Source organism: Sphingobium sp. EM0848 (assembly GCF_013375555.1).
In the GTDB taxonomy this organism is placed as follows: Bacteria; Pseudomonadota; Alphaproteobacteria; order Sphingomonadales; family Sphingomonadaceae; genus Sphingobium.
Map to the genome: position 1 here is coordinate 144791 of NZ_JABXWB010000001.1, position 12538 is coordinate 157328.

Annotated in this window: 14 protein-coding genes; 5 read left to right on the forward strand and 9 right to left on the reverse strand. The window is 65.2% G+C overall.

Annotated elements, in window-relative coordinates; all coding sequences use genetic code 11:
* Window positions 1-6: 6 nt before the first annotated feature.
* On the reverse strand, window positions 7-1455 hold the full coding sequence (locus HUK73_RS00635; protein ID WP_176590169.1) for a sigma-54 dependent transcriptional regulator: 1449 nt from the start codon (window positions 1453-1455) through the stop codon (window positions 7-9).
* Between the two features lie 152 nt (window positions 1456-1607).
* On the opposite strand from HUK73_RS00635, the gene HUK73_RS00640 reads away from it, so the two are divergent.
* The 5 genes from HUK73_RS00640 to HUK73_RS00660 all read left to right on the forward strand — a co-directional run bounded on the left by HUK73_RS00640 (window position 1608) and on the right by HUK73_RS00660 (window position 4771).
* A complete protein-coding gene (locus HUK73_RS00640; RefSeq protein ID WP_176590170.1) occupies window positions 1608-1733 on the forward strand; it encodes an aa3-type cytochrome c oxidase subunit IV in 126 nt (41 codons plus the stop codon).
* A 25-nt stretch (window positions 1734-1758) separates the two neighbouring features.
* Window positions 1759-2877, forward strand: a complete 1119-nt coding sequence (locus HUK73_RS00645; protein WP_176590171.1) for an NAD(P) transhydrogenase subunit alpha — start codon at window positions 1759-1761, stop codon at window positions 2875-2877.
* Between the two features lie 69 nt (window positions 2878-2946).
* A complete protein-coding gene (locus HUK73_RS00650) occupies window positions 2947-3213 on the forward strand; it encodes a proton-translocating transhydrogenase family protein (RefSeq protein ID WP_176590172.1) in 267 nt (88 codons plus the stop codon).
* The gene (locus HUK73_RS00655; RefSeq protein WP_176592743.1) at window positions 3213-4037 is read left to right on the forward strand and encodes an NAD(P)(+) transhydrogenase (Re/Si-specific) subunit beta; all 825 of its coding nucleotides are present in this window, start codon (window positions 3213-3215) and stop codon (window positions 4035-4037) included. Before HUK73_RS00650 ends, HUK73_RS00655 begins: the two co-directional genes overlap by 1 nt.
* A gap of 41 nt (window positions 4038-4078) precedes the next feature.
* A complete protein-coding gene (locus HUK73_RS00660; RefSeq protein WP_176590173.1) occupies window positions 4079-4771 on the forward strand; it encodes an aspartate/glutamate racemase family protein in 693 nt (230 codons plus the stop codon).
* Between the two features lie 33 nt (window positions 4772-4804).
* Here the strand turns inward: HUK73_RS00660 and HUK73_RS00665 are convergent, their stop codons facing one another.
* The 8 genes from HUK73_RS00665 to HUK73_RS00700 all read right to left on the reverse strand — a co-directional run bounded on the left by HUK73_RS00665 (window position 4805) and on the right by HUK73_RS00700 (window position 12502).
* Complete coding sequence (locus tag HUK73_RS00665) at window positions 4805-5236, reverse strand: DUF2147 domain-containing protein (RefSeq protein WP_176590174.1); 432 nt, start codon at window positions 5234-5236, stop codon at window positions 4805-4807.
* 133 nt (window positions 5237-5369) lie between these two features.
* On the reverse strand, window positions 5370-6362 hold the full coding sequence (locus HUK73_RS00670) for a type II secretion system F family protein (protein ID WP_176590175.1): 993 nt from the start codon (window positions 6360-6362) through the stop codon (window positions 5370-5372).
* A gap of 16 nt (window positions 6363-6378) precedes the next feature.
* Window positions 6379-7377, reverse strand: coding sequence for a type II secretion system F family protein (locus tag HUK73_RS00675; RefSeq protein WP_176590176.1), 999 nt, complete (start codon window positions 7375-7377; stop codon window positions 6379-6381).
* Between the two features lie 48 nt (window positions 7378-7425).
* On the reverse strand, window positions 7426-8709 hold the full coding sequence (locus HUK73_RS00680) for a pilus assembly protein CpaE (protein ID WP_176590177.1): 1284 nt from the start codon (window positions 8707-8709) through the stop codon (window positions 7426-7428).
* Between the two features lies 1 nt (window position 8710).
* Window positions 8711-9367 (reverse strand): CpaD family pilus assembly protein, encoded by a 657-nt coding sequence (locus HUK73_RS00685; protein ID WP_176590178.1) that lies wholly within the window; start codon window positions 9365-9367, stop codon window positions 8711-8713.
* A 17-nt stretch (window positions 9368-9384) separates the two neighbouring features.
* Entirely contained in the window at window positions 9385-10959 is a 1575-nt protein-coding gene (locus HUK73_RS00690; RefSeq protein WP_176590179.1) for a type II and III secretion system protein family protein, read from the reverse strand.
* Between the two features lies 1 nt (window position 10960).
* Window positions 10961-11977, reverse strand: coding sequence for a Flp pilus assembly protein CpaB (cpaB, locus tag HUK73_RS00695; protein ID WP_176590180.1), 1017 nt, complete (start codon window positions 11975-11977; stop codon window positions 10961-10963).
* 51 nt (window positions 11978-12028) lie between these two features.
* Complete coding sequence (locus HUK73_RS00700; protein WP_176590181.1) at window positions 12029-12502, reverse strand: prepilin peptidase; 474 nt, start codon at window positions 12500-12502, stop codon at window positions 12029-12031.
* Window positions 12503-12538 lie beyond the last annotated feature (36 nt).

Sequence of the window (12538 nt, forward strand, 5' to 3'; positions counted from 1 at the left end):
GCGACGCTATGCCGCGCTGTCGATGCCCAGTTCCGCCAGCTTGCGATAGAGGGTCGATCGGCCGATCCCCAGACGGCGCGCCACTTCGGTCATGCGCCCGCGATAATGGCCGATGGCGAGGCGGATGACGTCCGCCTCGATCTCAGCCAGTTGGCGGACATGGCCATCGCTTTCGAACAGGGTGATGCCCCCGGCTTCGCGATGCGGCTGCGGCACGGCGCGCAGCCGGCCATGATGGGTGTCGCCATGGGCGCGGCCATGGATATGGGCGGCGATCTGCGGAAAATCCTGTGGCGTCAGCGCGTCGCCCTCGCACAGCACGGCGGCGCGGAACAGGGCGTTCTGGAGCTGACGGACATTGCCGGGCCAGTCATGCTGCATCAACAGCGCCAGCGCATCGTCGGTAAGGCCGAGGCCCCGCAGCCCCGGCTGGGTCGCGATGCGGGCCAGCAGGTGGCGGCAGAGGGCAGGCACGTCGCCCAGCCGCTCGCGCAACGGGGGAATGGTGAGCTGCACCACGTTCAACCGATAATAGAGGTCCTCGCGGAAACGGCCTGCCTCTATCTCGTCATGCAGCCGCTTGTTGGTGGCGGCGATGATGCGGACGTCGACATGGATCGGGCGGCGCGCGCCGATGGGCTGGACTTCGCCGTCCTGCAACACGCGCAGCAGCTTCACCTGGGCGTCGAGCGGCATTTCGCTGACTTCGTCGAGGAAGATGGTGCCCATGTCGGCGGCGACGAACTTGCCGACCTGCCGGTCGAAGGCGCCGGTGAAGGCGCCGCGCTCATGGCCGAACAGGTCCGATTCGACCAGATTGGCGGGAATGGCGCCGCAATTGACCGTCACCATGGCCTGCTTGTGCCGGGGGGAGGCGGCGTGGATGGCGCGGGCGATCACATCCTTGCCGACGCCGCTTTCGCCTTCGATCAGCACCGGGATGCGCGCGCGGGCGGCCTTGGCCGCGATGGCGAGCGCGGCGCGGAACTGGGGGGCGGCACCGACAACATCCTCAAAGGAAAGAGAGGCGGAAATCTTCTCCGTCAGGGGGCGCAGTTCGCCCCGGCCATGATCGCCGTTCAGCGTCGCATTGAGCGCGGCGAGCAGGCGTTCGGGCGCGATCGGCTTGGCCAGATAGTCGGTGGCGCCCGCGCGCATCGCCTCCACCGCGACGGCGACATTATTGTGCGCGGTCAGGATCAGGATCGGCAGCGCCGGGCGGCGGGCGTGCAGTTCACGGATCAGGCCGGTCGGCTCGTGACTCGGGCTCCACTGGTCGAGGATCACGGCGTCGAGCCGCATTCCGTCCTGCGTGCCCAGCATGGCAATCGCCGTGTCGCCGTCATTGGCGAAGATCGTGCGCCAGCCCGCACGGGCGGCCAGGGCGGACACCAGCCTGCGCTGCGCGGGCTCGTCATCGATCAACATCAGCATCGGAACGCCGTCGCGCGCCATTCTACCCCCTCATCTGAGAACTTGTCGTCGATGGTAGGGAAAAGGGGTAAAAAGCGGCTTAACCGGAAAGATTTTCTTGTTCGTTCCACGCTTGAGGGGGGCAAGGCTTGAGGATAAGAGAGGCCAGCAAACAGGTTGAGGAGAGATCGGGCATGTCTTCGGAAGGAAATATGGAAAGCGCGACCCAGACTTATGCGGGATTCGTTTCCGTCATGAAGTGGGGTACGATTGCCTCTGCCGTGGTGGCTGCTCTGGTCGTGGTGCTGATCGCTCACTGAAGCGGGCGGCAGCAGGGGGATGTCCATGAAAATTGCGATAGTGAAGGAGCTTGCCGAGGGTGAGCGCCGCGTTTCCGGCACGCCGGAGACGGTCAAGAAGTTCAAGGCGCTGGGTGCCGAGGTTGCGGTGGAGGCAGGCGCAGGCCTGACCGCCGCCATTGCCGACGCCGACTATGCCGCCATGGGCGCGACCGTGGCCGATCGCGCCGCGACGGTGGCGGGCGCGGACATCATCCTGGGCGTGCAGGGGCCTGACGTCGCGAGCATCGCGGGCGCCAGGCCCGGCGCGTGGATCGTCGCGGGCCTCAACCCCTTTGTCGAGCGGGCGCGGGTCGATGCCTATGCGGCGGCGGGCTATGAAGCGCTGGCGATGGAGTTCATGCCGCGCATCACCCGCGCGCAGTCGATGGATATCCTCTCCTCCCAGTCGAACCTGTCGGGCTACAAGGCGGTGCTGGACGCGGCGGCCGAATATGGCCGGTCCTTCCCGATGATGATGACGGCGGCGGGCACGCTGTCCCCGGCCAAGGCCTTCATCATGGGCGTGGGCGTCGCGGGCTTGCAGGCGATCGCCACCGCCAAGCGGCTGGGCGCGCAAGTGTCGGCGACCGACGTGCGGTCGGCCACCAGGGAGCAGATCGAGAGTCTGGGCGCCAAGGCGATCTTCGTCGAGAGCGTCGCGGGCATCGAGGGCGAGGGCAAGGGCGGCTATGCCACCGAAATGTCCGAGGAGTATCAAAAGGCGCAGGCCGAGCTGGTATCGGGCCATATCGCCAAGCAGGACATCGTCATCACCACGGCGCTGATCCCCGGCAAGCCCGCGCCGCGCCTGATTTCGGATGCGCAGATCGCGTCGATGAAGCCGGGCAGCGTGATCGTCGACCTGGCCGTCGAACAGGGCGGCAATGTCGAGGGCGCCGTGCTGGGCGAGGTGGTCGAGCGCCATGGCGTGAAGATCGTGGGGCATAAGAATGTGCCCTCGCGTCTGGCGGCGGATGCCTCGGCGCTGTTCGCGCGCAACCTGTATAATTTCCTCTCGGCCTTCTGGAACAAGGATCAGAATGCGCCGGTGCTGGACGAGGAAATCGGCAATGCCATCCGCGTGACGCAGGGCGGCAAGGTCGTGAACGAACGGTTGCTCTGATCACGGGACGGCCCGGTCCGGCAAGGCGGGGCTTGACCATCGGTGACTTCATGCAATGAGGAGGAACAGATGATCCTGTTCCTCCTCATTTCCTTTTTGGCCGCCTCTGCCTTGGGCGGCGTCCTTGGCTGGCGGATGCGGCCGGAGAGCGGCTGGTCGCTGGTCGCGATTCTGCAACTGCTGTCGTCCGTCATCCTGATCGGCGCGATCATCGTCGCGGCGGAAGCGGGGAGCGCGGCGGCGCGGACCCTGGGGCTGTTGGCCATCGTGGCGAGCAGCGCGGGGCTGAGCGGCGGTATGATCGCGGCCCGGCGGATGGATATGTCGCGCTCGTGATGGAGGCCATCAACCCGACGGTCGCGGTCGGCTGGTCCGTGGCGGCCTTGCTGTTCGGGCTGGCGCTGCTGGCGTCGGTGGGGGGCAGGCTGCGGCAAGGCGCCTATCTGATGATGGCGGGAATAATGGTGATCGGGGCGGTCACGCTCTACAGCCATGATGTCATGGCCATGCCGCAGATCTGCGCTGCGCTGATCACCGGAGGGGCGGTCGGGCTGGTGCTGGGGCAGGGTGTGCCGCGATCGGCGATTCCGGCTGTGCTGACCGGGCTGATCGGGCAGGCGGGGATGGCGGCGGTGTTCGTCGGCGTGGCGGCCTGGCGCAATCCTCATGCTTTCGGGTTGCTGGACGAGACGACGGATCGGATGCTGACCGATGCCGCTGCCTTTGTCGGGCTTGCCATCGCTTTCGGGGCGATGGCCGGTGCGGGCGCGGCGGCGATATTATGGCATGGGATGACGCGGCAGGGCGAGGGGAGGCGCGGACCGCCCCTGTTCGCTGGCGCGATGCTGGTGGCGACGGGCGCTGTGACTTCGGTTTTCGCCTTGTCACCCGACACCGGCTGGCTGATTGGCTCTATCGGAGTCGCCCTGCTGGCCGGGCAGGCGTTGGCGAGATGGGCCATGGGCGTGGGGACGGGGGCTGCGGCGGCGCTGGTCGGTGGACTGGCGGGCTGGGCCGTCGCTGGCTCGGCTTTCCTGTTGGAAAATATGGGGATGGCGGTTGCCGGGGGTCTTGCGGGCGCGGCTGGAACTGTGCTGGGCTTGCGTCTTTGCGGCGGGGCGGTCAGGAAGGGGCTTGCCGATGCGGGGCGCCATCCTTAACGATTTGCGGCAGGAACCTTTGCATTGGGGTAAGCGGATTCATGAAGAAGCTCGGTCTGATAGGCGGTCTTAGCTGGACGTCGACGGCGCGCTATTATCAGATCATCAACCAGGCGGTGTATCGCGCCCGGGGCGGGCAGCACAGCGCGCCGCTGTTGATCGAGAGCCTGGATTTCGCGGATATCGGCCGGTCTACCACCGATGAGGAATGGGCGCATGCGGCGCAAGTGCTGATGGCGTCGGCACGGCGGCTGGAACAGGCGGGCGCCGCGGCGCTGCTGATCTGCGCCAACTCCATGCATCGCGTCTATGACGAGGTACAGGCGGGCGTCGATATCCCGATCATCAACATTGCCGAGGCGGTCGGGCGCAAGATGCAGGCCGACGGCATCGAAAAGGCGGCGCTGATCGGTACGCGCAATGTGATGACCGAGAAATTCTATCGCCAGCGGCTGGTGGCGCACGGCATATCGCTGCTGCCGCCCGACATGGAACTGGCCGAGCGGATCGACCGGATCGTCTATGACGAACTGACCATCGGCAAGATCAGCCGCGAATCCGAACGCTATATGAAGTCGGAACTGACCGACATCGCCAAGGAGCATGTGCAGGCCGCGATCCTGGCCTGCACCGAGCTGGAGATGATCGTCGACGTGAGGGCGAATGTGCTGCCGATCTATGACGGCACCAGCATCCATGCCCGCGCCGGCGTGGATGTGATTTTGGGGGAATAGGGGAGCGGATTACCCGCTCCTCCCAAAATCCGGTTATCGCACGGGTGTCCAGGTCTGCGTCTTGCAGAAGAACATGATGCAGCCCTGCACTTTCAGCGTACCGTCGCTATTGCGGCTGACCTTGCTGTTATAGGTCTTGCCGCTTTCGGGGTCGTAGATCGATCCCTTCCAGAGATCGCCGCCATCGGTGAAGCCGGTGAGCAGCGCCAGACCGGTCAGCGGCTTGCTGCGCAACGCGGGATCGGGATTCTTGATGTCGGTCTGGGGGCGGCCGGGGGTGGGCTTCACGATCTTCTCGATCCGCCCGCAGAGTGTCTGGCCGCAATTGGCGATCTGGACGATGGCCTTGCCGTCGACCGTCGCCCAGCGGCCGGTGATGGGCTGGGCCGCCTCAGCCGGCAAAGCGGCGATCAGGGGCAGGATGAGCAGCGCGGCGCGGGCGGCGATGCGGGGGACAGCGACCATGAATCTCTCCAGTTATGCGTCTTTGCAGGACAGATAAGACAGGATCGGGATCGCCGCCAAGGCGGAAAATCCATGGCTTTCCATCGATTTCGAAGGGACGTTACGGCAACGCAGGAACGCCCCCTCTGAAATTTTAGAAAGCCTTGCTGATCGAGCAGGCCGCCGGGCCCAGAATGACGACGAACAGCGTCGGCAGGATGAAGAGAATCAGCGGCACGGTCATGATCGCGGGCAGGCGCGCGGCCTTTTCCTCGGCGCGCATCATGCGTTCGTGGCGGAACTCGGCGGACAGGACGCGCAGCGCCGAGGCGAGCGGGGTGCCGTATTTCTCCGTCTGGATCATGGTCGTCACCACGCCCTTCACCGCGTCCAGCTTGACGCGGGTGGCGAGGTTTTCGAACGCCATGCGCCGTTCGGTGAGGAAGCTCAGCTCAATCGCCGTCAGGTGGAATTCGTCGCCCAGTTCCGGATAGGCCTTGCCCAGTTCACGGGCGACGCGGCTGAAGGCGGCGTCGACGGTCAGGCCCGCCTCGGCGCAGATCACCAGCAGGTCGAGCGCGTCGGGCAGCCCCTTGCGGATCGCGGCGGAGCGCTTGGCGATCTTGTTGTCGATGAAGATGTCGGGCGCCTTGTACGCCAGCAGCAGCGCGCCTGCGAACGCCATGAAACGCTTGGCGCCGCCCCATTCGGGGTAGATGCCCACCGCATAGAGCAGCAGCGCGGCCAGGCCGCCGATCACGACCGGCAGGATCAGGCGGCCGAAGATCACGGCGACGGCCCAGTCCTTCGACCGGATGCCCGCCTGCGCCAGCTTGATCTGCGCGTCCTTGAGCTGGTCGTCCTGCAACACCTTCAGGCTGGAGAGGAAGGACCGCATCCGGTCGGTCGCCTGGTTCTTCTGCACCAGCTTGGCACGGCGGCGGCCGGTGGAGGCGGTGATGCCGGCCTTGAGCTGTTCGCGCCGTTCGTTGAGCGCCTTGACGCGCTTGGCCATCGGATCGCGGACGGTCATCACCGTGTAGAGCGCGAACAGCACCGCCAGCGTCGCCAGCGCGGCGAGCAACGTGCCGAAATCGGTGGCGGTCAGACCGAACAGGGTGCCGGCGGGGACGGGATTGGTTTCCATCGGGCGGGCTTCCTCGTCAGATCTCGAAATTGATCATCTGTGCCATGATGAACGCGCCGATCGCCATCCAGCACATGCCGCCAATGCCGATGACCTGCATGGTCGAAAGGCCGAAAACCCCCGCCGGATCGGGCGTGAAGAAGGGCGACATATAATTATAGTTGATGTAGCAGATGAGGCCGAAGACCAGAAAGGGCAGCACGCCGATGATATAGGCGGACGCCTTGGATTCCGACGACATGGCGCGAATCTTGAGCTTCATCTGCGCGCGCTGGCGCAGCACGGTGGCGAGGTTCGACAGGGTTTCGGCCAGGTTGCCGCCGGTTTCCCGCTGGATCGCCAGACTGATGACGAAGAACTGGAATTCCGGCGTGCCGAGGCGATCGGCCGTTTCCTGAAGCGCCTGATCCATGGACTTGCCGATCTTGATCCGTTCGGTGATCAGCTTGAATTCCTCGCCGACCGGACCCGGCACTTCGCTGGACACCACGGTCAGCGTTTCGGCGATGGGCAGGCCCGACCGCAGACCGCGCGTCAGCAGTTCCAGCGCGTCGGGGAATTTGGCGTTGAATTTCTGGATTCGCCCCTTGATGAGGCGGCCGATCCACATATGCGGCAGGCCAAGCCCTGCGGCGAGGCCCAGCATCACCGCGAAGAGCGGCGGGAAGCCGCGCAGCATCAGCAGCGCGCACAGGACAAGGAAGATCACCGCGCAGGCCGTCATATACTGGCTGACGGTCCATTTCTTGCCGGTCATGCGGATGCGCTTGGCGAGATTCTCCGGGTTGGGCACCAGCGACACCAGCATGGAGGCTTCATTGCCGACCGGGCGGTTGGAAATCGCCCGGCGCATGCGCGCTTCCAATATCGCGTCGGTCGAATCGCTGTGCCGACCCCGGATCATGTCCATCCGGCGCTTCTGCGCCTTTTCCGGCGACGGGCCGGCAAAGGCCATGACGACCAGGCCCAGCAAGACCGAAAGCAACACCGCTATCAGGATCACATTGCCGTTCATCTGCCTGTCTGCTCCCAATCCGCGTCCGTCAAAGAAGGTTTATCGGCGTCACGCCGAATTCTTGTCCTTGCGGCGCGAGGGGATCATGCTCTTGAGATCGCTGATCTTGCCCAGCAGGGAATCGCCCTTCTTCGCCGGCGCGCCATTGTCATCGGCCTCGCCTTCTTCCACTGCGCCCAGCACGGCGTCGAGCATCGCGGCGCAGGAAGCGCCGACCTTGCTGCCCTTGGCCGTTTCCGCCAGCGTCTTGCCCAGCTTCGCCGCCTGCGCCGCGACCTTGAGGTCGAAGGGGACAAGGATGTCGACCTTGCGCTCGATCGACTGTTCGAAGTCCTTGCGGGTGATTTCCAGCGAACCGGCATGGACGCGGTTGGCGACCACCAGCACGCGTGTCTGCGGTGCATTGGTCTTGAGCCAGGAAAGGATGCGGATCGAATCCCGCGCCGCCGCCAGCGTCAGTTCCGAGACCACCACGGCGACATTCACGTCGCTCATCAGGTGGGGATGCTGGATCAGCATATTGCGCGGCAGGTCTATGATGCTGCATTCGAAGGCGGCGCGAAATTCTTCCAGCAACTGATAGAAGGCGCCGCCATCGGTCAGCATCGGCTGGCTGATCGGCGCTTCGGCCGACAGGATCGCCAGATGGTCGCTGGCGCGGACCATCGCGCGTTCGATGAACAGCCCGTCGATGCGGCTGGGATTCTCGATGGCGTCGGTCAGGCCGCGGCCCGGCTCCAGGTCCATCGCCAGTGCATTGGTGCCGAAATGAACGTCGAGGTCGAGCAACGCGGTCGAGCGCTTCTTCTTCTCGCTCATCAGCCAGGCGAGCGAGGTGGCGAGGCTGGATGCGCCGACGCCGCCGCGCGTGCCGATGACCGCGGTGGTCATGTGCGGATGTTCGGGCGCCGCGTCGCGGGGCGCGAAAAACACCGCCTGAGCCTGTGCCAGCGCGTCGCGCAACTGGTCGGCGCCGAAGGGCTTGAGCAGATAATCCTGAATGCCGCTGGCCAGAAGGTCGCGATAGAGGCGCACGTCATTGACCTGGCCCGCCGCGATGACGACCGTGCCCGGTTCGCACACTTCGGCCAGGCTGTTGATGTCGCCCAGCGGATCGCCGCTTTCCGACATGTCGATGAACAGGATTTGGGGCGAGGCGGTGACGGACAGGCTCTGCACGGCGTTGCGCATGCCGCCCTTGCTCACCTTTTCCGGTGCCCAGCCCATTTCGGCCGCGACCACGCGCAGCAGGTCGAAGCTGTGATCGTCGCAGACGAAGGCGTGGAAGGGATCACGCTGGCCGGTCGCGCCGGGTCTCCAGGGAGCATTCATGTCACTTGCCTCCATATTGCGACTTGAGATCGCCCGCGCCGGTCGGGGCCTTTTCGCGATAGGTCGAGATCGCGCGGTTCGACGTGGCCGTGCGCAGCTCGCTGTCGGTGGTCTGGCCGCGGACCAGATCCTCCGGGTTGGCGACCATGGCGGCGAGATTACCGTTCACGCCGCAGCCGAAATTCTTGGAGGCACCCATCTGCTGGTCGGTTTCGGCCTTGTCCGACCAGTCGGGGCAGCCCGGCACGCGGGCGACCGCGCGGCGCACGACCAGGCGGACGGCGCCCTGCGGCGCGACGCCGGCGGCGGCCGAGCTGTCCTCTCCCACCAGCATGCCGTGGCGGGCGACGACATCGGCAATGCCATCGCGCAGCGAGGGGCTGTAGCTGGCGGTGTCGGTCGCGATCGCGACCTGATCGCCATAGCCAAGGCCGATCGACACGAACCAGTCGTCCAGGCGACGGGCCTCCGCATTGGTCATGCCGCCGTCCGGGCCGGCTGCGACGTCAAAGGTGAAGGCGGTATGGCTGACGATCGGCTGATGGATCGATTCGACGCTGCGATTGGCGCCCTGGTCGGTCTGGCAGGCGGCGAGCGGCAGCGCCATCAGGGCAAGGGCGCCGAAGCGGACGATATTTTTGCGGGACAGAGAAGCCATGTCTTTCGTCCTTCGGATCAGAAGCTGAAGCCCGGCGCGGCGTCCTTCGAACGCTTGCCAGAGTCACGGACGACGGGCGGCGGCGTGACCGAACTCTGCGGTCCCGGCATGGGGACCGGCCCCTCGGGCGCGTGGCGCGGCATCGCGGCGCGGGCGCCGCTGACGCCGTCCTGGCCCTGTTGCAGGAACAGGCCCTGGCCCTCATTGGCGTTGCGGAAGCCGTCGGTCGGCAGGCGCACGTCCGATGCGTTCATCGGCTTCACCAGATAGGGGGTGACGACGATGACCAGTTCCGTCTCATTGCGCTGGAACTGGCGTGACTTGAACAGGCTACCCAGGATCGGCAGGTTGCCGAGGCCCGGAACCTTGTCGATCGTGTTGCCGGTGTCTGCGCTTATCAGGCCTGCGATCATGAAGGCCTGGCCGGAGCCGAGTTCCACCGTGGTTTCGGCGGTACGGGTTTTCAGGGCCGGTTGACTTTGCAGGATGGAGAAGTCGAGCGTGGATACCGTCGGACGGACGCGCAGGGAGATGCGGCCATCGGCCAGCACCGTCGGCGTGAAGGCGAGTTGCACGCCATATTGCTTCCATTCCAGGCTGTTGCCCTGCGTGCCGTTGCTGACGGTATAGGGGAACTCGCCGCCTGCCAGGAAGCTGGCGGTTTCACCTGAAAGCGAGGTCAGATTCGGCTGGGCGAGGGTGGTTGCAAGACCGCTCGATTCCGCGAGATCGAGCGCACCCGCAACATCCATGCCCAACATTTTGGCGACAAAGCCCAAGGTCGTGGAGCCGTCGGTGGGTTGGTTGAACTTCCATTCGGTTGAGCCTGGAAGCGACATGAAGGGCGGTGAAATGGAGCCGTCCGGGTTACGCACTGCGGGGCTGATCGTCGGCTTCGTCACGGTACGCGTAACAAAATCCCGTGAGGATCGGCCGATATAACCCGAAAAGGAACCGGCGCCGCTGCCGAAAGCCGCCAGGTTCATGCCGATCTTGTGCCCGATATCGCGGGCCACTTCCGACACCTTCACCTGCAACATGACCTGCAGCGGCGTCGCGGTGCGCAGACGGCTCACCACGGTCACTTCCTTGCCGACGAAGGCCTGGGTCAGGCGCTCGGCTTCGGCCGCGTCTTCCGGCGCGGCAATGGTGCCGGTCAGCAGGACCATGCCGTTCATCTTGTTAACCGCAATGTCGGCATTGGGCATCGCCAGCTTCAACATCTCATCGACGCTGGCCAGGTTGTTGCCGACGCGCACCGTGCCGGAAAACAGCACCTTGCCGTTGGTCGCCGTCGCGAAGACGGTGGTTTCGCCCGCCTTCTTCGCGATCAGGTAAAGCTGGTTCTGCGAGCGGACATGGACGTCGACCACATCCGGGTTGCCGATCACCACGTCGGACATTTTCGCGGGCAGGTTGATGACCTTGCTGCTGCCAACCGACATCAGGATCGCATTGTCCTGCATCGAAACGGGCGCGGCGTTGAGGGCGGCGGTCGGTACGGCGGCGGCGGCGATCGCCAGCCCCAGCGCGATGGCCGGGCCGAGCAGCGGCCTGGCCGTGCCCGTGGCGTGAACAGGAAACCCCTTCATCTTACTTCCCCCCGACCGGAACGACGGTCACATTGGTGCCGCGGGCGACGCGGATCACAGGGCCCTGGCTGACGATGATATTGGCGGGTGCGCCACCCATGGGAGCGCCGCCTGCGGGCAAGGCCTGCATGGGCTTGGCGGGGACGCTGCTGCGCTGATAGCGCGAGACGTCGGCGCCGGTGGAATAGGTGCCGCCCTTGTCGACCGGGCGGGTGGCGATGCTGGCCAGCATTGTCTTTTCGGCATGGGGATTGCTGCCGTCGGGCAGATCCACATCGCTGCCCGCAATGGCCGCATCCAGTTCCGAGCTGTTGTCGGCCAGCGAGCGCAGGGAGAGCGAGAGCGAGCCGATGGTCTGGGCGACCGCGATCTTCTCCGCGATCTTGGGCGTCACTTCGATAGTGACGTTGGAATAGGTTTGAACGACAGGCTTGCCGTCCGCGCCCAGCGCATCCATGCGCTGGTCGGTGGCGAGCACGCGCAGGTTGCGCAGGATGGTTTCGGAGACCTTGAGCGGATCGCCGTCGCCGCCGCCATTGACGCTTTGAGTCAGGACGAGGTCGACGCGATCGCCCGGAAAGACGAAGCCCGCGACCGAATTGGTGGCCGACACCGGCACGGTCACGGCGCGCATCCCCGGCCCGAGCGCGGCGGCCAGGAAGCCGCGATCACCCGGCTTGATGACCGAGCCCAGCGTCATCGGCTGGCCCGCTGAAATGGCGGTGCGCACGACGCTGCCCACCAGTTTCTGGGGATCGGACTGGCCCTTGAGATAATAGGCCTGTTCGATCAGATCCTTGGGCCAGGGCTGGAAACGGAAGCTTTCCGCGTCGAGGATGGTGCCCACGGGCAGCGCCTTGGTCGCGACCAGCACATGGGGCTGGTCCGCCTCGACCGGCATGGACGACGCGCCTGCCTGAGGCGTTCCCGACGAACTCAGCATGTTGCGTGCAAGCAATGCTGTAGTGACCGCTATGATCAGCGCCCCCACCAGCAGCACGATCTTCTTGGCATCCATGATGAAATTCGCCTCCCTTAATCAGACGAGTTGCGTCTGAAGCCCCGGTTTTCACGCAAATTGGTTAATATATCGTTCGCCAAGAAGCCAAAGCGCGGCGCACGATATGGCTATGCCATAGGGGATTTGCGGCTGCCCCAGCCGCCGGGTCATGCGATGGTGCACGACGGTTATGATGGTGACGAAGCCCCCCAGCACCGCCATCAGCATCAGCATCGACAGGGTCGCCTGCCACGGGAACCAGAGCGCCAGCGCACCCAGCAGCTTCACGTCGCCCCCGCCCATGCAGCCAAAGGCAAAGAGTATCGCAAACAGGATGAACACGATCAGAGCGACCAGCAGTTGCACCGCCATGCCCGGCCAGAGCGGCAGTCCGCATGCCAGCCACCAGAGCGGCGCCAGTCCGGCAACGCACAGGTTCAGGCGGTTCGAAATGATGCGCGACCGAAGATCCGTTACGGATGCCACGATCAGCAGCACGGCCAGGGCGCCGATCAGCGCCAATCTGAAAATATCCCCGTTCATGGGTTCGAAACTGTAGACCGGATGGCTTACCAAAGC

What these genes read in the sequence shown, in the direction of transcription:
- HUK73_RS00685 (WP_176590178.1), bottom strand. Translation starts at nt 9,367, where the DNA reads ATGGCTTCTCTGTCCCGCAAAAATATCGTCCGCTTCGGCGCCCTTGCC.
- HUK73_RS00700 (WP_176590181.1), bottom strand. Translation starts at nt 12,502, where the DNA reads ATGAACGGGGATATTTTCAGATTGGCGCTGATCGGCGCCCTGGCCGTG.
- HUK73_RS00680 (WP_176590177.1), bottom strand. Translation starts at nt 8,709, where the DNA reads ATGAATGCTCCCTGGAGACCCGGCGCGACCGGCCAGCGTGATCCCTTC.
- cpaB (WP_176590180.1), bottom strand. Translation starts at nt 11,977, where the DNA reads ATGGATGCCAAGAAGATCGTGCTGCTGGTGGGGGCGCTGATCATAGCG.
- HUK73_RS00640 (WP_176590170.1), top strand. Translation starts at nt 1,608, where the DNA reads ATGTCTTCGGAAGGAAATATGGAAAGCGCGACCCAGACTTATGCGGGA.
- HUK73_RS00670 (WP_176590175.1), bottom strand. Translation starts at nt 6,362, where the DNA reads ATGGAAACCAATCCCGTCCCCGCCGGCACCCTGTTCGGTCTGACCGCC.
- HUK73_RS00655 (WP_176592743.1), top strand. Translation starts at nt 3,213, where the DNA reads ATGGAGGCCATCAACCCGACGGTCGCGGTCGGCTGGTCCGTGGCGGCC.
- HUK73_RS00665 (WP_176590174.1), bottom strand. Translation starts at nt 5,236, where the DNA reads ATGGTCGCTGTCCCCCGCATCGCCGCCCGCGCCGCGCTGCTCATCCTG.
- HUK73_RS00645 (WP_176590171.1), top strand. Translation starts at nt 1,759, where the DNA reads ATGAAAATTGCGATAGTGAAGGAGCTTGCCGAGGGTGAGCGCCGCGTT.
- HUK73_RS00650 (WP_176590172.1), top strand. Translation starts at nt 2,947, where the DNA reads ATGATCCTGTTCCTCCTCATTTCCTTTTTGGCCGCCTCTGCCTTGGGC.
- HUK73_RS00635 (WP_176590169.1), bottom strand. Translation starts at nt 1,455, where the DNA reads ATGGCGCGCGACGGCGTTCCGATGCTGATGTTGATCGATGACGAGCCC.
- HUK73_RS00675 (WP_176590176.1), bottom strand. Translation starts at nt 7,377, where the DNA reads ATGAACGGCAATGTGATCCTGATAGCGGTGTTGCTTTCGGTCTTGCTG.
- HUK73_RS00690 (WP_176590179.1), bottom strand. Translation starts at nt 10,959, where the DNA reads ATGAAGGGGTTTCCTGTTCACGCCACGGGCACGGCCAGGCCGCTGCTC.
- HUK73_RS00660 (WP_176590173.1), top strand. Translation starts at nt 4,079, where the DNA reads ATGAAGAAGCTCGGTCTGATAGGCGGTCTTAGCTGGACGTCGACGGCG.